General features: G+C 68.1%; 16 protein-coding genes. 1 reads left to right on the forward strand and 15 read right to left on the reverse strand.

Annotated features, from left to right (window positions below; translation table 11 throughout):
* Positions 1 to 188: 188 nt before the first annotated feature.
* From lnt to ACP7AB_RS03750, 14 genes are all read right to left on the reverse strand, one after another.
* Entirely contained in the window at positions 189 to 1,793 is a 1,605-nt protein-coding gene (lnt, locus tag ACP7AB_RS03685) for an apolipoprotein N-acyltransferase (RefSeq protein ID WP_425990407.1), read from the reverse strand.
* Complete coding sequence (gene ybeY, locus ACP7AB_RS03690) at positions 1,783 to 2,250, reverse strand: rRNA maturation RNase YbeY (protein ID WP_425990405.1); 468 nt, start codon at positions 2,248 to 2,250, stop codon at positions 1,783 to 1,785. Before ybeY ends, lnt begins: the two co-directional genes overlap by 11 nt.
* The gene (locus ACP7AB_RS03695) at positions 2,247 to 3,236 is read right to left on the reverse strand and encodes a PhoH family protein (RefSeq protein WP_425990403.1); all 990 of its coding nucleotides are present in this window, start codon (positions 3,234 to 3,236) and stop codon (positions 2,247 to 2,249) included. The genes ybeY and ACP7AB_RS03695 overlap by 4 nt, the downstream gene beginning before the upstream one ends.
* The gene (gene miaB, locus ACP7AB_RS03700) at positions 3,226 to 4,632 is read right to left on the reverse strand and encodes a tRNA (N6-isopentenyl adenosine(37)-C2)-methylthiotransferase MiaB (protein WP_425990401.1); all 1,407 of its coding nucleotides are present in this window, start codon (positions 4,630 to 4,632) and stop codon (positions 3,226 to 3,228) included. Before miaB ends, ACP7AB_RS03695 begins: the two co-directional genes overlap by 11 nt.
* Positions 4,633 to 4,687: 55 nt before the next feature.
* Complete coding sequence (locus ACP7AB_RS03705) at positions 4,688 to 5,167, reverse strand: Fur family transcriptional regulator (protein ID WP_425990399.1); 480 nt, start codon at positions 5,165 to 5,167, stop codon at positions 4,688 to 4,690.
* A gap of 42 nt (positions 5,168 to 5,209) precedes the next feature.
* Positions 5,210 to 5,638 (reverse strand): GNAT family N-acetyltransferase, encoded by a 429-nt coding sequence (locus ACP7AB_RS03710; RefSeq protein WP_425990397.1) that lies wholly within the window; start codon positions 5,636 to 5,638, stop codon positions 5,210 to 5,212.
* Positions 5,638 to 6,294 carry a tRNA (adenosine(37)-N6)-threonylcarbamoyltransferase complex dimerization subunit type 1 TsaB gene (gene tsaB / locus ACP7AB_RS03715; protein ID WP_425990395.1) on the reverse strand — a complete coding sequence of 219 codons (657 nt, stop codon included), beginning with the start codon at positions 6,292 to 6,294 and terminating at the stop codon, positions 5,638 to 5,640. Before tsaB ends, ACP7AB_RS03710 begins: the two co-directional genes overlap by 1 nt.
* A 13-nt stretch (positions 6,295 to 6,307) precedes the next feature.
* Entirely contained in the window at positions 6,308 to 6,691 is a 384-nt protein-coding gene (locus ACP7AB_RS03720) for a helix-turn-helix domain-containing protein (protein WP_425990393.1), read from the reverse strand.
* A 69-nt stretch (positions 6,692 to 6,760) separates the two neighbouring features.
* Entirely contained in the window at positions 6,761 to 7,354 is a 594-nt protein-coding gene (locus ACP7AB_RS03725; protein ID WP_425990391.1) for a helix-turn-helix domain-containing protein, read from the reverse strand.
* Between the two features lie 117 nt (positions 7,355 to 7,471).
* Positions 7,472 to 8,029: a NifU family protein gene (locus ACP7AB_RS03730; RefSeq protein WP_425990389.1), complete on the reverse strand. Its 558-nt coding sequence runs from the start codon at positions 8,027 to 8,029 to the stop codon at positions 7,472 to 7,474.
* Positions 8,030 to 8,505: 476 nt separating this feature from the next.
* Positions 8,506 to 8,973 carry a universal stress protein gene (locus tag ACP7AB_RS03735; RefSeq protein WP_303694811.1) on the reverse strand — a complete coding sequence of 156 codons (468 nt, stop codon included), beginning with the start codon at positions 8,971 to 8,973 and terminating at the stop codon, positions 8,506 to 8,508.
* Positions 8,973 to 13,895, reverse strand: a complete 4,923-nt coding sequence (locus tag ACP7AB_RS03740; RefSeq protein WP_425990387.1) for an NAD-glutamate dehydrogenase — start codon at positions 13,893 to 13,895, stop codon at positions 8,973 to 8,975. Before ACP7AB_RS03740 ends, ACP7AB_RS03735 begins: the two co-directional genes overlap by 1 nt.
* A 211-nt stretch (positions 13,896 to 14,106) precedes the next feature.
* The gene (locus ACP7AB_RS03745; RefSeq protein WP_425990385.1) at positions 14,107 to 14,967 is read right to left on the reverse strand and encodes an outer membrane protein; all 861 of its coding nucleotides are present in this window, start codon (positions 14,965 to 14,967) and stop codon (positions 14,107 to 14,109) included.
* 317 nt (positions 14,968 to 15,284) lie between these two features.
* Entirely contained in the window at positions 15,285 to 16,430 is a 1,146-nt protein-coding gene (locus ACP7AB_RS03750; RefSeq protein ID WP_425990383.1) for an AI-2E family transporter, read from the reverse strand.
* A gap of 90 nt (positions 16,431 to 16,520) precedes the next feature.
* On the opposite strand from ACP7AB_RS03750, the gene ACP7AB_RS03755 reads away from it, so the two are divergent.
* Positions 16,521 to 18,056: a helicase HerA-like domain-containing protein gene (locus ACP7AB_RS03755; protein ID WP_425990381.1), complete on the forward strand. Its 1,536-nt coding sequence runs from the start codon at positions 16,521 to 16,523 to the stop codon at positions 18,054 to 18,056.
* A 90-nt stretch (positions 18,057 to 18,146) separates the two neighbouring features.
* On the opposite strand, the gene ACP7AB_RS03760 is transcribed toward ACP7AB_RS03755, so the two are convergent.
* Complete coding sequence (locus ACP7AB_RS03760; protein ID WP_425990379.1) at positions 18,147 to 18,551, reverse strand: BLUF domain-containing protein; 405 nt, start codon at positions 18,549 to 18,551, stop codon at positions 18,147 to 18,149.
* Positions 18,552 to 18,673: the final 122 nt, after the last annotated feature.

Raw genomic sequence — 18,673 nt, forward strand, 5'->3', positions numbered from 1 at the left:
ATGGGGATTACACCACCGCCACGCCCGCGAATGCGGTTGTCGGTCACGGCGAGACAGCCCCCGGCCTCAACTCCTTGATCAATTCGACGGCTCTCTCGGGACGGTCTTCGGGCGGCTTTGAAGCAGGGCGCGCAAGGGCTGCGACCTTGCGGCCCAACCCGCCACCTCTGTTCAAGTTGCAGCGCTTCTCATCCATTGACCGCCCGGCGCGCCCTGACGAACAAGATCGCGGCCGGCGCCAGTCCGCCAAGCACCATCAGCCAGAAAAACAGGTCGCCGACCCGGCCGTAGGGGGTGATCCCCACCGGTTGCGGCAACAGGGCGTCGATGACCCCGCTCTCGCCGGGATCCAGTCGCCGTCCGTCGATGACCCGGCCCCAGGGATCGATCATGGCCGAAACCCCCGTCGGCGTCGCCCGCACCACCGGCAGACCTGTTTCGATGGCGCGATAGCTGGCGAGGTTGAGGTGCTGGATCGGTCCCGAAGTCGCGCCGAACCAGGCGTCGTTGGACACGTTGACGATCCATTCAGGCCGGTCGCCCGCGCCCGGCGTGAACCCCGGATACAGACTTTCATAGCAGATCAGAGGCTGGACCCTGGGCGCGTTCGGCAGGTCGATCGGCGTCGGGCGCGGTCCCGGGCTGAAGTCGGCGGGCATGTGCACCAGGCTGCGCACGCCGATCGCGCCCATCAAACCGCCCAGCGGCAGGAACTCGCCGAACGGGACCAGCCGGTATTTGTCATAGACGGCGGTGACTCTCAGCCCGGCCGCGCCTTCATCGGCCATGGCGAACAGGCTGTTGTAGTACCGCGCCCGGCCATCGGGCCCTACCTCGCCCCGGGGCAATCCCATTAGCAGGGTCTGGCCCGGCTGGACCGCCCGCGCGATGGTCGACCCGTCAGGAGAATTGGGTGCGAAGACGTCGTTGAAACTGGCCGGCAAGGCCCCTTCGGGCCAGACGATCACATCGGGCTGGGCCGCGCCCGCGCGAGCAGTCAGATTGACGTAACGATCGACGATGGAGCGGTAGGTCTCGGGCGACCATTTGGACTCCTGCTGCACGTCGGCCTGGACGATGCGGATCAGGGTGTCGGTGTCGCGCACCTGGGCTCCGGCCAGCCGAACCGTACCGCCGATCACCAGGGCGGACAGGATGACGATGCCGGTCAGGGCGACGCCCGCCCGCGCCTTGCGGGATCCCGGCGCGAACAGGGGAGCAAGAGCACAGGTCGCCGCAACGGTCACGAACCCCAGCCCGTAGACCCCGACCACCGCCGCAAACTGGGAGCCCGCCGAACCGGCGGCCCAGCTGGCCCCCGCCGGGTTCCAAGGGAAGCCCGTCAACACATGGCCGCGCAGCCATTCCAGCAGGGCGAAACAGGCAGCGAAAAACAGGACGCGGAGCAAGCCATCCGGCGCGAACCGGCGATACAGGGCCGTCGCCGTCCCCCAGAACAAGCCGATACCGGCAGGCAACAGGCTGGCGGCGAACGGCGCCATCCAGGCCTGGGCCGGGTCGACAAGGAAGGCCTCGGCGACCCACCAACAGCCGACGCCGAAATAGCCGAACCCGGCCAGCCAACCCATCCAGAAGGCGCCGCGCACCGACCCCGACCGTTCGGCCAGCAGCATCAGAAGCGGATAGCCCAGCAGGCCGGGCAAGATACCGAACGGAGGATGCGCCAGGGCCGCCCCGATGCCGGCGATCAGCGCCAGGCCGATACGGGCCAAACGCCCGTCCAGGGCCCGGTTCAGGGCGGCGCTGGATTTCTGGAGAAGCTCAGTCGTCATGCGGGAGCGTGTATGGGTCGGATACGCCAAGGCTGGCAAGGATCACGCGCTCCTCGCCCTCCATGGCCTCGGCCTCCACGTCGACCTCATGGTCGCGCCCCAGCAGGTGCAGCACGCCGTGCACCACCAGATGGGTCAGATGATTGCGCAGGGTCTTGGACTGTTCCTCGGCCTCAGCCGCGCAGACGCCGTAAGCCAGGACGATGTCGCCCAGCGGCGTCGGACCGGCGACGCCGGGCATTTCGGCGGCCGGGAAGGACAGGACGTTGGTCGGCCTGTCCTTTCCCCGGAACCGGTCGTTCAGGTCGCGCACCGTTTCGTCGTCGGTCAGGAGGATGACGATGCCGCCCTCTCTATCGCCCAGAGCCGCCACCGCCGCCCGTTCGACCACCGCCTGGACACTGTCGATGGCGTCGGTCCAGTCCTTGGCCTCGACCTCGACCTCGACCTCGATCATCGCGCCGGGTCTTCCAGGTCGGGCGTCGGCCGACCCGTCGCCGCGTCGGCGTCATAGGCGCGCACGATCCGCTCGACCATGGCATGACGCACCACGTCCTGGGCCTCGAATTCAAGCACCCCCACCCCCTTCACGTCCCGCAGGATGCGCAGCGCATGGGCGAGGCCCGAGTCGCGCGGGTTGAGGAGGTCGATCTGCGAGGGGTCGCCGGTGACCACCATCCGCGCCCCCTCCCCCAGACGGGTCAGGACCATCTTCATCTGAAGACGACTGGTGTTCTGCGCCTCGTCGACGATGACGAAGGCATGGCTGAGGGTGCGGCCTCGCATGAAGGCGATCGGGGCGGCCTCGATTTCGCCCTTGTCGCGCCGACGCTGAACGTCCTCGGCGCCGAGAATGTCGTTCAGCGCCTCCCAGATCGGAGCCAGATAGGGATCGACCTTTTCGTTCAGGTCGCCAGGCAGGAAGCCCAGCTTTTCGCCCGCCTCGACCGCTGGCCGGGTGATGACCAGCCGGTCCACCTGTCCCCGACGCAGAAGCGACGCCCCGTAGGCGGCCGCGAGGAAGGTTTTGCCTGTCCCCGCCGGACCGACGCCGAAACTCAGTTCGTGGTTGGCCAGGGTGTCCAGATAGCGCGCCTGGGCGTCCGTCTTGGGGACGATAGCGCCGCGTTTGCCGATAGGCAGGGCCATGGGATCGACGCGGCGCCCGCCGCCGGTCACCCCGGTGCGGGCCGAGCCGATGCCGGCGCGCACGTCGGCCTCGTTGACCTCGGCACCCTTCGCTGCGCGCAGGGCCAGACCCTCGATCACCTGTTTGGCGCTGGCCCGGTCGCGAGCCCCGCCGTTGATCGAGATTCCGCCGCCGGGCGCCTCGATCAACACCTTGAAGGCATCCTCGATCAGGGCGACGTGGCGGCTGTTCGGCCCGATGACCGCCCGCAGCGACTCGTCGTCCAACGCAAGAAACTCGGATTCACGCGCCAATAAGCACACCTTTCAGACTGTTCTGGCTACCCTGCTCGATCTTCACCGGAACGATCCGGCCGAGCAGATGATCCGCGCCGGAGACATGCACGGATTGCAGATATGGGGATCGCCCGACGGCCTGCCCAGGATGGCGGCCCTTGCGGTCGAACAGGACATTCAGCGTTCGCCCCGTCTGCGCTTTGTTGAAGGCCCCCTGCTGTTCGATCAGGAGGTCCTGCAGCGCCTTGAGCCGGCCCTTCATCACCTCGGAGGGCACCTGGCCCGGCATGGTCGAGGCCGGAGTGCCCGGCCGGGCCGAATACATGAAGGAGAAACAGGCCGCGTAATTCACCTGTCGCACGAGATCGAGCGTGTCCTCAAACTCCCGGTCGGTCTCGCCGGGGAAGCCGACGATCATATCGCCGGCCAGGGCCAGGTCCGGCCGGACCTCGCGGATACGCCCGATCAGGTCAACGTATTTCTGACGCCCGTGCTTCCGGTTCATCAACCGCAGGATCCGGTCCGACCCCGCCTGCACCGGCAGATGCAAATAGGGCATCAGGGCCTCGACCTCGGCGTGCGCCGCGATCAGGTCGTCGGACATGTCGTTGGGGTGGCTGGTCGTATAGCGGATGCGGTCGAGGCCGGGGATGTCCGCCAGCACCCGCGCCAGCTTCGCCAGGGTCCAGACCTTTCCGTCCGCGCCCTCCCCGTCATAGGCGTTGACGTTCTGGCCCAGCAGGGTGACCTCACGCACGCCCTGGTCCGCCAGACCGCGCGCCTCAGCCAGAACGTCGGTGACCGGCCGCGACCATTCAGCGCCGCGCGTATAGGGGACGACGCAGAAGCTGCAGAACTTGTCGCACCCTTCCTGCACCGTCAGGAAGGCGGTGTAGCCCTTGACCCCGCGCATCGACGGGCCGCCCGCGTTCAGGGCGTCGAACTTTTCGTTGGGCGCGAAGTCCGCGCCGATCCGCTCCCCGCGCGACCGCGCAGTGCGCGTCAGCAGTTCCGGAAGCTGGTGATAGGCCTGGGGTCCGACGACGATGTCGACCGCCGGCTGGCGCAGCATGATCTCCTCGCCTTCCGCCTGGGCGACGCAGCCGGCGACGGCGATGGTCATCCGCGCCTCGCCGCGTGCGATCTTGCGCTCACGCAGTTCCCGCATCTTGCCGAGCTCGGAATAGATCTTCTCGGCCGCCTTCTCGCGGATGTGGCAGGTATTCAGGATGACGAAATCGGCGGCTTCGACCTCGTCGGTCGTGGCGTAGCCCAGCGGGCGCAGGACATCGGCCATTCGTTCCGAGTCATAGACGTTCATCTGGCAGCCGTAGGTCTTGATGAACAGCCGCCTGGGCCCCGGGATCGGGGCGGCGGACGTCTCAACCTCCGGAGCAGTCAGAGTCTCGGACATGAGGCGCTTATGAGTGCCGAGCCAAAGGCCTGCAAGATCACCAAGCCGGCAAGGCTCAGGACAGCTGGCCGGGATCGACGCGAGCGGCGTTGCGCGTGTAGATCAGGCCCTCGCGCTTGGACGGCTCGGTGCCTTCAATGGCCTTGCCGTAGAGCTCCAGCTTGTGCCCGACCAGTTCAAAGCCGAGGCGTTCGGCGATCTCGGTCTTCAGCCGTTCAATCTCGGCGTCGAAGAACTCGATGACCTCGCCGGTCCTGGTGTCGATCAGGTGATCGTGGTGATCGTCGCCCGCCTCTTCATAGCGGCTGCGGCCGTCGCCGAAGTCATGCTTTTCGACCACGCCCGCCTCTTCGAACAGGCGCACGGTGCGATAGACGGTGGCGATCGAGATGTGCGGATCGATGGCGGAGGCGCGGCGGTACAACTCCTCCACGTCGGGGTGATCCTCGGCGCTGCCGAGAACGCGGGCGATCACCCGGCGCTGTTCGGTCATGCGCATGCCGCGCTCGGCGCAAAGTTTTTCAATCCGGTCCATAGGCTGTGAAGATAGAGGGGCTAACCCCCCGTGGGAAGCCGTTCAGACCAAGTTGAGAACCAGAAGCAGGGCGTCCACGGCCGGGCCGTCCGTACGCAGATAATAGCGTGGTCGTCGTCCCGCCGCCTCGAAGCCAAGCGCGCCGTAGAGGGCGCGGGCTGGAGCGTTGTCCTCGGCCACTTCCAGGAACATTCGCGTCGCGCCGATCGCGGCCGCGCGAGCCGTCGCGGCGCGGAGCAGACAGGCGCCCAGGCCCTTCCGGCGGGCGGCGGGCCGGACGGCCAGGGTCAGAATTTCCGCCTCGTCGGCGACGGTGCGGATCAGGACGAAACCGTCCGCGTCGCCTTCCAGAAAGACGCCGGCCTGACCCAGAAGGTCGGCGAAGGCCGTCGCAGACCACGGCGCGTCGAACGCTGCCGCGTGCAGGCCAGCAAGCCCTAGGGCCAGATCGCCCGGATCGGCCACGGTCATCATGCGCCCGAAACGACGGGGCGCGCCTGACCGGGCAGGCGGGTCGGCGGGGTCGCGTCGGGCGCGCGCAGATAGAGGGGTCGCGGCGGATGGATCGCGGGGTCGAGCGCGGCGGTCAGGGCGGCGAGCGCGGCGGGGTCGGGAGCGGTCACTGTCGAAACCTCGCCTCCGACCAGGGTCGCACCCGACCCTGTGATGCGCCAGGACCGGTCGGCGAGGCGCGCGATGGCGTCTTCCAGCGACACGGCCTCCGGCTCCGACGCCGGGTGACCGGTCTCGAACAGCTGCAGATAGACCTGTCCCCGGCGCGCATCGATCACAGCCGCCGTCGTTCCCTGTCCGCCATCGGCGGACAGGGCCAGGGCCGCGAGGGTCGATACGCCGACAACCGGCAGACCGAGCGCTGCGCCCAGTCCTTGGGCGAAGGCCAGTCCGACCCGCAGGCCGGTGAAGGAGCCCGGGCCGACGGTGACGCCGATCCGGTCCAGCGCCTCGAACCCGCCGCCGGCCTCCGCGACCGCGTCGCGGACGAAACCGCCCAGCCGTTCGGAGTGACCGCGGGCCATGACATCGGACCGCAGGCCCAGGGCGCGGCCCTCCTCGAACACTGCAGCGGTGCAGGCGTCCAGCGCCGTGTCGATGACCAGCACCCTCATCGGGCGGACCCGGTCAGGACGCGGGCGCCAGGGCCTCGGTGATCCGCGCCAGGGCCTGTCTCAGGTTTCGATCGCGGATCAGTGGGAAGGCGGCCGCCACGGCTCGCCCTTCGGGCGTCGCGGTCATGAAACGCAGACGTGACAGGTCTTCGCTCTCCGAAGCCTCCCCCGACGAGCGATCCGGAAACAGCGCGCCCGGCGCGACCCCCAGGGCGATTGCAATGTCGTTCAGACGCGACGCCGAGACCCGATTGGCGCCCGCCTCGTATTTCTGGACCTGTTGCGGGCTGACGCCGAGCCGTTGAGACAGGGCCGTCTGCGACAGACCCATGGCCGCACGCCGCTCCGCAATGCGGTGTCCGACCAGGGCGTCGAGGGCGGCGGGGGAACGAGGCATGCAGGCGGCTCCGGCTTTGCTGCTGACCGGATCGTTTCATGTCGCCGCGCAAAACGCAACCTTTTCGTTTCATTCCTCCAACCTCGCGCGGACAGCCGCCACCCGGGTGACCGAGTTGCGATCCAGACTGGTCTCGGCCCCCAGTCCGGCCGGACCGCCCTTTACATACAGGCGGTCGCCGTCGGCGCTCTGGTACATCCGGACCAGTCGCGTCCCGTCCGCCAGATCGATGACGCAGCCCTGGTCCCGGCGCGGCCAGCGGCCCGGATCGAACTCCAGCACCACCCCGGACGCGGCCCAGGGCGCGAGGTCGTCATTGGAAAGCTGCATCCGCTCGGTCGCGTCCGCATGCGGCCCGGGCGGCGGACGGAAGGCGCGGCCGAGGCTTTCGACGCCGGTCGCTGGCGGTGCAGGCGCCGGACCTTCCCGCGCGAGGATCAGGGCAAGATCCTCGGGTGTCGCGTCCAGGGCGCCGGTCAGGCGGCGCTGGACATCGGGGCGAAACAGGCCCGGCCGTTTGCCGCTTTCGTAGAGACCCCAGCCCTGGCTGGTCATGCCGATGCGGGCGCCGGCTTCCGCCTGGCTCAGGCCGACGGCGCGGCGCAGGGTCGCCAGTCCCTCGCCGAGGGCGGCGGCGTCCGGGTCGGATGCGAAGCGGGCCATACCGGATTGTGCCTCAGACGCCAGTGTCAGGCGAGACGGAAACGTTTCACGTCGCTCCAGCAGCAAATGACCGTGTCGCGAGCGATAGCGGTCAAAAACGGGCGATCAACAGCGCCCCTAGATGACCTGTTCGACGCTGGTCACTTCGGGGACGTAGTGTTTCATCATCTGCTCGACCCCGGCCTTCAGCGTCATGGCCGAGGAGGGGCAGCCGGCGCAGGCGCCGCGCATTCGCAGGCGCAGGATCCCGCTCTCCTCGTCGAAGGCATCAAACAGGATGTCGCCGCCGTCCTGGGCCACGGCCGGGCGGATGCGGCTGTCGAGCAGAGCCTTGATCTCGGCCACGATCTCGGTGTCGTCGGCGCCGTCATCGACGCTCGTCTCGCCGTCGCGCAACAGGGGGGCGCCGGAGACGAAATGATCCATGATCGCAGACAGGATCTCCGGCTTCATCTCCGACCAGTCGCGGCCGTGTTCGACCTTGGTCACCGAGACATAGTCGGCCCCGAAGAAGACGCCGGAGACGTCCTCCAGGGTGAACAGGGCCTCGGCGAGCGGCGAGGCCGTCGCCTGGTCGATCGACAGGAACTCGCTCGAACCGCCAGGGGCCACATCGCGGCCGGGCAGGAACTTCAGGGCGTTCGGGTTCGGGGTCGGTTCGGTCTGGATGAACATGGACTGGAGATGCGCTCGGCTGGGGCGGTTCGCAAGTGCGGTGCTGTCTCCGCTCTCGGGAGGAAAGCCGGGGTCCAGACTCAGAAATCGGAGTCCGGATAGTCCGTAGAGTCCGATCGGCCCGGCCTCGAAAACACCGTCCGAAGCGTCCGATGCGTTCGCCCATTGATCTTCCGCACGAGGAAGGAGTGGGGGCCGCGACTCTAAAAAGAGAGTCGACGGAGTCGACAGAGTCGACATCGGGCGGCTGGCTGGCTGGCGATGTCAAAGACCGGCAGCAGTGTCTCACGGTTTTCGACGGCGGCTGGAATAGAGCTCTATTTCAGGACCGGCCTTTGTTTTCAAAGGTGCAATCCGGGCGTCCGTTGATGGGTATGGCGCCTTCTCCCTCCCCCGAGGGGGAGGGAGAAGGTCTTGTGCCTGAGCATGATCGTTTGCCGGACTCGCGAAGCGGTTCCTCCTCAGCCGATCAGGCTCTACGCCAGATCCTCGATCTCGGCGTCGGTCAACTCTCCCGGCACGATGGTCACCGGCAGTTTGCGCCCGCCGAAGCCGGCGCCCTGTTTGAGCACCGCCGACACCAGAGGACCCGGACCCCGGCTGCCCGTCCCGGCGGCCAGGACCAGGATCTTGATCTCAGGATCGTCGCCGCAGACCTTGCGGATGGCCGCCTGGGGCTCGCCCTCCTCGATCAGGAAGACCGGTTGGGCCCCCGAGCGTTCCTGCGCCTCTTCGCCCAGCCGGTTCAGAAGCGCTTCGGCCTCGGCCCGCTGCTGGCGCTGGATTTCGTCGCGCACCCCGGCCCAGTGCTCGTCCGACCCCCCCGGAATGATCCGCAGCAGGGCCACCCTGCCGCCGGTCGACCGCGCCCGGCGCGAGGCATAGCGCAGGGCCGCCTCGAACTCGGGGCTGTCGTCGACGACAACGAGGAACTTCCGGGCCATCAAAGCGCGCCCACGACCTGGCGGATCTGGCCATTGGCGATGGTCAGTTTGGCGAAGGTCCAGCCCGTGCCCGAGGCCTCGATCTCGTCCACGGCGGCGCGAACGCCCTCGACCACGACCTGACGCGGTCCGATCCAGGCGTCCACGGCCGCTTCGGCGGTCGCCTCGGTGTCGCCCACCGCCGGTTCGGAGGCCAGCGCCACCGCGCGGGTCAGGGCGACCTGTTCGGCCATCAGGTCCTCGATAAGGCGACGCACGGCCAGGCGATCGAAATGATCGCCCGACGGCACGGCGCCGGCGGCAGCGCGCAGGCGGTCGAAGTCGAAGGCCGCGCCCACCTGGTGATAAAGGCGCGCCATCCGGGGCTCGGACCAGCCGGCGTCCTTCGCCAGATCACCGACGTCGGCCGTGGCGACCAGGGGACGCAGCATGGAGATGGTCTGGGCAAGGTCCTCGCCCACTCCCATGCCGGCGAACGACTTCAGCCGATCGGCCAGACGCCCCTGTTCGAAGCGCGACAGGACATCACCGCCCGCGCCCCGCAGAGCATCGGCCGCCGGGCGATAGGCCTCGATCAGTCCCTGGACCGTCGCCCCCGCCTTGCCTGCGCGGCGCGCCAGCCAGAAGGTCTGGCGCCGCAGGACGGTGGAGATTTCCAGATAGAGGGCTGTCTGGGTCTCGGCCGGAACCTTGAGGTCCAGCGCACTGACCGCGTCCCAGGCCTCGTCGAGGCGGAAGACCCGCCGCGCGGCCTCGAAGGCGATGACCAGGGCCGTCGTGTCGCACCCGGCCGCCGCCCGCAGGCGATCGGGGAAGGTGGGGCCCGTCATGTTGACGATCTCGTTGCAGAGAACCGTCGCCACGATCTCGCGCCGCAGCCGGTGGCCGCGCATCTGCTCCTCAAACCGGGCCAGCGGTTCGGGGAAGTAGCGGACCAGGGTCTCCTCGAAGAACGGATCCTCCGGCGCCTTCGAGGCCACGATCTCATCGGCGAGTTCCAGCTTGGAATAGGCCATCAGCACGGCCAGCTCCGGCCGGGTCAGGGCCAGGCCCGCCGTCTTCATCTCGCCGATGCGGACGTCACCCGGAAGGCCCTCGACCTTGCGGTCCAGTTTGCCGCGCGCGGTCAGCGCCTGCATGAAGCGCTGCTGGGTGTCGAGCGCGCCGGCCCCCTCAGCCTGCTGCAGGGTCAGGGCCAGGGTCTGGTCGTAGTTGTGGGCCAGAACCTTCAGCCCGACCTCTTCGGTCATCGAGGCCAGAAGGGGCACCCGCTCCGCCAGCGGCAGGACGCCATTGGTGACCGCCGAGCCGATCAGGATCTTGATGTTGACCTCGTGATCGGAGGTGTCGACCCCGGCGGAGTTGTCGATGGCGTCGGTATTGATGCGTCCGCCACCGGCCGCGAAGGCGATCCGCCCCGCCTGGGTGAAGCCGAGGTTGGCCCCCTCTCCCACCACCCTGACCCTCAGTTCGTCGGCATTGATCCGCAGGGCGTCCGTGCCCTTGTCCCCGACCTGGGCGTCCGTCTCGAGCGCGGACTTCACATAGGTGCCGATGCCGCCGAGATAGAGCAACTCCGCCGGCGCCTTCAGGATCGCGCGGATCAGGCTGACGGGGTCCAGGGCCGTATCGGTAATGTCGAGGGCGGCGCGGATCTCCGGGGTCAGTTCGATCGACTTGGCCGAGCGCGAGAAGACTCCGCCGCCTGCAGAGATCAGCGTCTTGTCATAGTCCTGCCAGGACGAACGCGGCAGGGCGAACAGGCGGTCGCGCTCGACCCACGACGAAGCCGGATCCGGGGTCGGGTCGATGAAGATGTCGCGGTGGTCGAAGGCGGCGACCAGTTTTGACGCCTTCGACAGCAACAGGCCGTTGCCGAACACGTCGCCTGACATGTCGCCGACGCCGACCACGGTGAAGGGCTCGGTCTGGATGTCCTTGCCGATTTCGCGGAAGTGGCGCTTGACCGCCTCCCAGGCGCCGCGCGCCGTAATGCCCATGGCCTTGTGGTCGTAGCCGACCGACCCGCCCGAGGCGAAGGCGTCGTCCAGCCAGAAGCCGTAGTCGGCCGAGACCCCGTTGGCGATGTCGGAGAAGGTCGCCGTCCCCTTGTCGGCGGCCACGACCAGATAGGGATCATCCCCCTCGAAGGCGACGACGTTGGACGGATGGGTGACCAGGCCGTCGGCGGCGATGTTGTCGGTGATGTCCAGCAGGCCCGACAGGAAGGTCTTGTAGGCGCGGATGGCCTCGGCCTGCTGGGCGTCGCGATCGCCGCCGGCGCGCACGATGGCCGACAGGTATTTCGGGAAGAAACCGCCCTTGGAGCCGACCGGCACGATGACGGCGTTCTTGACCTGCTGGGCCTTCACCAGACCCAGGACCTCGGTGCGGAAATCGTCGCGGCGGTCAGACCAGCGCAGGCCCCCGCGCGCGACCGGGCCGAAGCGCAGGTGGACGCCCTCGATGTGCGGCGCCCAGACGAAGATCTCGCGGTAGGGTTTGGGCAGGGGCAGGTCGTCGAGTTCGCGCGAGGCGATCTTGATCGAGATGTGCGGCTTGAAGCCGCCGTCGCCCCCCTCTTGATTGGGCGTCGCCTGATAATAGTTGGTGCGCTTGATTGCCCCGACCAGGGCCATCATCCGGCGCAGCGCCCGGTCATGGTCCAGCGACTTCACGTCCATCAGCAGAGCGTTGATCGTGTCCGTCAGTTCGGCGCACGCAGACGCACGATCATCGGCCGGACCCCCTTGGGCCGGGTCGAATTTACAGGCGAAGAAGGACAGAAGGGCGCGGGCGATGGCGGGATAGTCGCGCAGCGCCTCTTCCTGCACCGCCTGGGAGGGATCGAGACCCGTCTGCTGGCGATAATGGGCCAGGGTGCGGATCAGGGCCGCCTCGCGCCAGCCGACGCCGAGTTCGAGCACCAGACGGTTGAAACCGTCGCTCTCGGTCTGGCCGGACCAGACGGCCGAGAAGGCCGCTTCGAACGGGCCCTTGATGTCGCCGAACTCGAGCGACGCGCCGCGCGGATCCTCCAGCAGGAATTCGTGGACGTGGATCTCCTGGGCCGAGCCGGTCTGGCCGGCGGGCCGGATGGCGTGGCCGAACTCCTCCAGCGTCTTCAGGCCCATGTCGGCCAGGATCGGCAGGACGTCGGACAAGGGCACCGCCGCGCCGCGACGATAGAGTTTGAAGCGGAATTGCAGCGGGCTGTCGTCGGCATGGCGGAAGGCGCGCACGGCGACAGGTTCGCCGACGGTCGTGTCGCCCGTTTCGTTCAGGCGATCGATTTCCTGCAGGTCATTGACCGCCTCTGCGGCGTCGTAGCGCTCCCGGTAGCCCGGTCCGAAGGCTTCGGCCCAGCGAGCGCTCATGGCGCCGATCTCGCTGTCGTCGATCTCGGCGGCGCGGAGTGCGCCTTCGAAGCGATCGACCCAGCTGCGGCCGGTCTCGATGATCTCGGCGTCCAGAGCCCGCGCGTCCGGGGTCGGGTGATCGCCCGGGGTCACGCCGATGATGTAGTGGATGCGCACCAGGGGCGCGTCCGACAGCTGCGGATACCAGGCCGACAGACGTCCGCCCCAGGCCCGGGCGAGGATGCGGCCGATCCGCTCGCGCACCCCGGCGTCGTAACGCTCACGCGGCACGAAGGCCAGGACCGAGACGAACCGGTCGAACGGGTCCTTGCGGGTGAAGATCTTGATCCGGGGCCGGTCGAACAGGTGCAGGATGCCCAGAGCCGTGGTCAGCAGCTCATCCTCTGTGATCTGGAAGAGTTCGTCCCGGGGATAGTTCTCCAGGATGTTCTTCAACCGCTTCTCGTTGTGACTGCCGGGCACCTTTCCGGCGCGGTCCAGGACCTTGGCGACCTTCCTGCGGATCAGCGGCACCTGTGACGGCGGTCGGTCATAGGCCTCGGCGGTGAACAGGCCGACGAAGCGGGTCTCGCCCGAGGGACGGCCGTCGTCGCCGTACCGTTTGACCCCGACGTAATCCATATAGGCGCGGCGATGGACGCGGCTGCGCAGATTGGCCTTGGCCACGGTGACCGGGTCCGACAGGTCGATCTGCCGCTTCATCTGGGCGGTCAGGACGGCGGGCTCCGAGGTGCGCCTCAGAACCGTCCGCTCGGGATCGCGCAGGACGCCGACGCCGGCAGCGGACTGGTCCAGCGGGGCCTCGGCCGCATAGCCCCCGTCCGAGGTGCGCGGATAGTCGTAGTCGCGGGCGCCCAGGAAGACGAAGGCGTCGTCGTTGAGCGAGCGCAGGAACTCCAGGTTCTCGGCCACGATCTCCGGGTCGATGCCGCCGGGGCAGGCTTCCAGATGGGCGATCGAGCGCGCCATCAGTTCGTTCATGGCCGGGTAGTCGGCGACGGCCGTGTGCACGTCGGCCAGGGTCTGTTCGACGCCGGCCTTGAGCGCCTCGCGGCGTTCGGGCGGCAGGGGATCGATGACAAGGACGATCAGGGATTCACGGGCGTCGGCGGCGGCCTTGCGCGTGCCGTCGGCCTGTCGGGCCAGATTCAGGACCGGGTGGAACAGGGCGCGGACCGAAACGCCGGTGTCGGCCAGTTCGCCCATGACGCTGTCGACCAGGAAGGGCCTGTCGTCCTGGACGATGCGAAGGACGTCATAGGGGGTCGCGCGGCCCCCGGCGGCGGACAACGGCTGGACCAGGACCCGGGATTCGCCCGGCGTCCTGCGTTCAGCCCAGCGCCAGGCGTCGGCCAGAACGGCGCCGACGTCTTCTCCCGCCAGTTCCGGCGTCTCGTCCTCGGCGTAGTCTTCCCAGGCCTGGGTGACGAAGGACTGCTCCAGCCCGTCCAGGGTCCCTCCGCCCCCCAGAGCCTCCGCGAAGGTCCGTTGCAGCGCCTCCGGGCTGGAGGGCTGGGAGGAGGTGCGGAGGTCGCCAGGCATGGGCAGGGTCTCGAAAGGCGCGGCAGGGCCGCCAGGATCTGGACCGGACGCTATCGATCGACTGTTACTGCGGTATCACCAAGACGACGCGTCCCGTCCCTGATGGCTGGATAGGCTGGTCCGTGCGGCCGGGGAAGGCCGGAAACGACAAACGCCGGGTCCTCTTTCGAGAACCCGGCGTCTGATCACCGTTTACTGATCGAGGGGAAGATCAGAAACGGTAGTTCATGCCGATCCGGACGGCATGCAGGCCGAAGCGGCCGTTGGAACGTCGCATGTCCGTACCCGTGGTGTTGGGGGTCAGGACGAAGGGATTGGTTGCGATTGCATTGCCCCGCCCGACGCGGATGTCGAAATCGGGCGCTTCCAGCGAGGTGTAGAGATACTCGCCGGTCACGCTGAGGTTTGGAGCCAGCCTGTATTCAACGCCGCCGCCGGCTTGGTAGCCGTCGGCCTGGTCGTCATCCGTAGTGGCGGTGAAGCTGTTCTGGGTGTTCGACGAGTAGAACTGGTTCGACATCTCGCCGGTCGCGCCGCCTGCCGTGCCGTAGATCAAGGCCGGACCCAAGGCGTAGCCGACCCGGGCGCGCAGGGCGGCCAGGTTCTGCAGCTTGCGCTCGAAGGTGTAGGAGGCCGGCGTGGTCGAATAGGAGGTCACGCTGTCTTCAGCGCCCGCAAAGCCCGAGTATTCCGCCACGGCTCCGACCACGAAAGAGCCGAACTGGAAGTCCCAGCCCGCGCGAATGCCGCCTTCGGAGCCGCTGGCGTCGTCATCACAGCCGGCGGTCGGCACATTGCCGTTGGCCGAGCCGCCGCACGAACCGGCGCTGAAGGCGTCGGCGCCGGCCGTAGTGACGACCGTATCGCCGAAGTTTCCGTCCAGGTTTCGGTCGAACCGGAGACGCTCGTCGTCCTGGTGGTTGGCCTTTGTGGCGCTGCCGTAGACGCCGACATAGGGGCCCGACCAGTCGGGCATGGCGGTCCCGTTCGGCATCCAGCTCTGGGCCATGGCCGGCGCGGCGACACCCGTGAGAAGCAGCGCCGTGGCGGCCGTGGAGATGATTTTGATCATGTTTTTCCGTCCTTGGTCGAACGCGACGCAGAAGCGCGGCGGGGCAACCCTTCCGGCGAGCCTAACGACAGGGACGTCCGCGCGTTCCTCACAGATGCAGTGCGCGCGTGGATTTCAAGGAGGGCGGGGTGCTCACCGAATCGCTGATTCGGCAAAGAAAAAGGCCGTCGGACGGGCGTCCGACGGCCTCTCTTGGACCGGCGCTGGAGGGGGGAACGGGCGCCGGTCGATGCCGCCGCGGCCTTGGGGAGGGGAGGGGGCCGCGACGTCTGGATGGCAGATGGGATCGACGGAACCGGGCCGCAAGGGGTCGGGTTTCAGGGCTCTGCGGCTCCGGCGCGCGGCGGTTTGACGCGGGCCGGACGGCGGGCCGGGGGCTTGTGCGCGGGCTCTGCGTCCTCGTCGGCATAGGGGCGGCCGTCGCCGGACAGCAGGATGGCGATCCACATCGATCCCTTGAACTCGGCCAGGATGGCCATGGCCATGACCGCCAGAGGCGTCGACAGGAACATGCCGACCACGCCCCACATCTTGCCCCACAGGGCCAGGGCCAGAAGAACCGCGACCGGGTCGATGTTCTGGTTTTCGCCCTGCATGCGCGGCTGGATCGCGTTGCCGACCACGAACAGGATCAGCTGCAGCCCCACCAGCAGGATCAGGGCCGGCCAGTAGGTGGGAAACTGGACCAGGGCGAACAGGGGCGGCGCGAGACCGGCGATCGCCCCGCCCAGCACCGGAATGAAGCCGACCACGAAGATCACGAAGGTCCAGAACTCGGCGTTCTGCAGGCCTACCAGACGCATCAGGATCCAGGCGGCGACGCAGATGATGCCCCCGGTCACGGTCTGGACCCACAGATAGCCCTCGACCCCGCTTCGCACGCGTTCGAATACCTCGCTGGCCTCCTGGCGCGCCTCCCGGTTGGGGAACAGATTGACCAGCTTGCGCCGGAAGCCCGTCTGGGCCGCCAGCAGGAAGGCCAGATAGACCATGACGAAGAAGGCGCCGGAGACAACCCCCTGCACCTGGAAGGCCAGGGTGGTCAGGTAGCCGCGGATATCCAGCCCGGCGAACAACTCATGGGCCGTCGGGGGCGTCGCCATGCCGAACAGCCGCCCGCCGTCGGCGATGATAGCGTCGATCCGGGGCCCAATGCCGCTGGACACCCCCGAGGCGTCGGTGAAGAACCCGGCCGCCCCGTTCACGATGAAGGCGATAGAGGCCAGGAAAGCCAGGACCACGACAGCCAGGGCCGCCGTCCCGGCCAGGTGACGAGGCAGACGAGTCCGGTCCTCGATGAACCGCTTCACCCCGTCGATCATGATCAACAGGAAGATCGCCATCGCCAGCGGCGTCAGGATGTCCCGCAGCCAGTAAAGCGCCGCTCCCCCAGCCACCACGGCCAGGGTCACCAGGGCGTTGCGGGCCACAGTCGATGTCGGAACGGCGATCGGTGGTTTCATGACTGGTCTTTTCGGGGGCGTCGCGGCGCCGGTCAATCGCCGATTGGCGCGCGAGCCGGCCACGGCTAAGCATCGGACAAGGAGATTTGCATGACCGACGCCGCCGCCAGCCCCGGCCTGTTCCTGGGCCAATCCTCGAACGGGGCCGCCGATGGGGAGACGCCACAGCGCGAGATCCTGCTGTGGAATCGGGCCAACCGGCACGGTGTGATCGCGGGTGCGACCGGCACCGGCAAGACCGTCACGCTGCAGATCATGGCCCAGGGTTTTTCGGAAATGGGCGTCCCGGTCTTCTGCGCCGACGTGAAGGGAGATCTCTCGGGAATCAGCCAGGTCGGAACCCCGAACGAGAAGCTGCTGGCCCGCGCCGCCGGGATGAACCTGACCCTGGCGCCGAAGGCCGCGCCGACGGTGTTCTGGGATCTGTACGGGCAGAAGGGGCACCCGGTCCGGGCGACCGTATCGGAGATCGGGCCGCTGCTGATGGCGCGGATGCTGGACCTCAATGACGTGCAGGAAGGCGTCCTGACCGTCGCCTTCCACGTCGCCGACAAGGAGGGCCTGCTGCTGCTCGATCTCGACGACCTGAGATCCATGCTGACCTATGTCGCCGAGAACGCCGCCCGCATCGGCCGCGAGGTCGGCAATGTGGCGCCCGCCTCGATCGCCTCGATCCAGCGCGCCCTGCTGCAGCTGGAACAGGACGGCGGCGACGCCTTCTTCGGCGAACCGGCGCTGAAACTGACCGACATGATGCGGACGTCGCTGGACGGCCAAGGACGTGTTTTGGGTCAGGTCAATGTGCTCGACTCGACTCGGCTGATGAACAGCCCGCGCCTGTACGGCGCCTTCCTGCTGTGGCTGATGTCCGAGCTGTTCGAACAACTGCCCGAGATCGGAGACCCCGAGAAACCGCGTCTCGTCTTCTTCTTCGACGAGGCCCACCTGCTGTTCAGGGACGCGCCCAAACCCCTGCTGGAGAAGGTCGAACAGGTCGTGCGCCTGATCCGGTCCAAGGGGGTCGGGGTCTATTTCATCACCCAGAACCCGGCCGACATCCCCGACAGCGTCCTGGCCCAGCTCGGCAACCGCATCCAGCATGCGCTGCGCGCCTACACCCCGTCCGATCAGCGCGGGCTGAAGGCGGCGTCGGACAGTTTCCGGGTCAATCCGGCCTTCGATACGGCCGAGGCCATCCAGGGGCTGGGCACCGGCGAGGCCCTGGTCTCGACGCTGGACGAGAAGGGGGCGCCCCGCGTCGTGGCCCGGACCCTGATCCGGCCGCCGGACAGCCGTCTGGGGCCGGCCACCGATGCCGAACGCGCCGCCGTCATGGCGGCCAGCCCGGTGAAGGGGGTCTATGACACCGTGGCGGACCGCGAGTCCGCCGAGGAAATCCTCGCCGCCCGCCACGCGCAAACGGAGGCCGCAACAGCGCCGGCCGGGAAACCCGCGCCACAGGGTCGGGCTCCGGCGGCTCCGAAGGCGCCGCCTGCGCCCAGGGCGCCGCGCAAATCAAATCGTCAGACTCCGATGGAGGCCCTGACCAAGTCGGTGCTGCGCACGGCGGGATCGACCCTGACCCGGGAACTGCTGCGCGGCATTCTGGGGGGCTTGCGCCGCTAGAGCGTTCGGCGGTCAAGGGGAATGAAAGGAGCGCGGACCTCCAGGTCCGCGCTCCAACGGCGCCGCAACTCACCCGTCGAAAGCTCCAGGCTAGACCATCGAGCCCAGACGGGCGTTGGCGAGATCGGCGATCACGCCGGTGACCTGGGCGCCCGACCCCGTCTGGGACAGGAGTTTGGACAGGTGGGGCGACAGTTTGCGGGTGTCGACCAGCACCATGGCCCAGCCGAGGAACAGCTGGGCCTGGACCGGCCAGCGGGCCAGGACGCGCACATTGCGATGCCGCGCGTCGGCCTCGATGTCCGCCATCAGGGCGGTCAGCGCTTCGGGATCACCCTCCAGCACCTGGACGAAGGTTCCTGCCTGATAGGCCAGGGCGCCGGTGATCCGGCGTCGGCCGTTGTTGCGCACCGAGGTCGCCACGATCTCGGACAGGTCCATAGGACCTTCGGCCGTGCTGACCGCGTCGCTGCGATACACGAGGCGTTCGAGCACGCGCTCCGTGAGGGGCTGCGGCGTGCGAACGGTCGGGGATGTCATGGGAGGATGGCCAGGCGGCGAATCCGCCGCCCATCTAGGCGCTTTTCACCAGAAACCCTAACGGCGCGGGAATTCAG

Origin of the sequence: Brevundimonas sp. TWP3-1-2b1 (assembly GCF_049896165.1) — a bacterium.
Taxonomy (GTDB): Bacteria; Pseudomonadota; Alphaproteobacteria; order Caulobacterales; family Caulobacteraceae; genus Brevundimonas; species Brevundimonas subvibrioides_B.

What these genes read in the sequence shown, in the direction of transcription:
- lnt (WP_425990407.1), bottom strand. Translation starts at nt 1,793, where the DNA reads ATGACGACTGAGCTTCTCCAGAAATCCAGCGCCGCCCTGAACCGGGCC.
- ybeY (WP_425990405.1), bottom strand. Translation starts at nt 2,250, where the DNA reads ATGATCGAGGTCGAGGTCGAGGTCGAGGCCAAGGACTGGACCGACGCC.
- miaB (WP_425990401.1), bottom strand. Translation starts at nt 4,632, where the DNA reads ATGTCCGAGACTCTGACTGCTCCGGAGGTTGAGACGTCCGCCGCCCCG.
- ACP7AB_RS03705 (WP_425990399.1), bottom strand. Translation starts at nt 5,167, where the DNA reads ATGGACCGGATTGAAAAACTTTGCGCCGAGCGCGGCATGCGCATGACC.
- ACP7AB_RS03710 (WP_425990397.1), bottom strand. Translation starts at nt 5,638, where the DNA reads ATGACCGTGGCCGATCCGGGCGATCTGGCCCTAGGGCTTGCTGGCCTG.
- tsaB (WP_425990395.1), bottom strand. Translation starts at nt 6,294, where the DNA reads ATGAGGGTGCTGGTCATCGACACGGCGCTGGACGCCTGCACCGCTGCA.
- ACP7AB_RS03720 (WP_425990393.1), bottom strand. Translation starts at nt 6,691, where the DNA reads ATGCCTCGTTCCCCCGCCGCCCTCGACGCCCTGGTCGGACACCGCATT.
- ACP7AB_RS03725 (WP_425990391.1), bottom strand. Translation starts at nt 7,354, where the DNA reads ATGGCCCGCTTCGCATCCGACCCGGACGCCGCCGCCCTCGGCGAGGGA.
- ACP7AB_RS03730 (WP_425990389.1), bottom strand. Translation starts at nt 8,029, where the DNA reads ATGTTCATCCAGACCGAACCGACCCCGAACCCGAACGCCCTGAAGTTC.
- ACP7AB_RS03735 (WP_303694811.1), bottom strand. Translation starts at nt 8,973, where the DNA reads ATGGCCCGGAAGTTCCTCGTTGTCGTCGACGACAGCCCCGAGTTCGAG.
- ACP7AB_RS03740 (WP_425990387.1), bottom strand. Translation starts at nt 13,895, where the DNA reads ATGCCTGGCGACCTCCGCACCTCCTCCCAGCCCTCCAGCCCGGAGGCG.
- ACP7AB_RS03745 (WP_425990385.1), bottom strand. Translation starts at nt 14,967, where the DNA reads ATGATCAAAATCATCTCCACGGCCGCCACGGCGCTGCTTCTCACGGGT.
- ACP7AB_RS03750 (WP_425990383.1), bottom strand. Translation starts at nt 16,430, where the DNA reads ATGAAACCACCGATCGCCGTTCCGACATCGACTGTGGCCCGCAACGCC.
- ACP7AB_RS03755 (WP_425990381.1), top strand. Translation starts at nt 16,521, where the DNA reads ATGACCGACGCCGCCGCCAGCCCCGGCCTGTTCCTGGGCCAATCCTCG.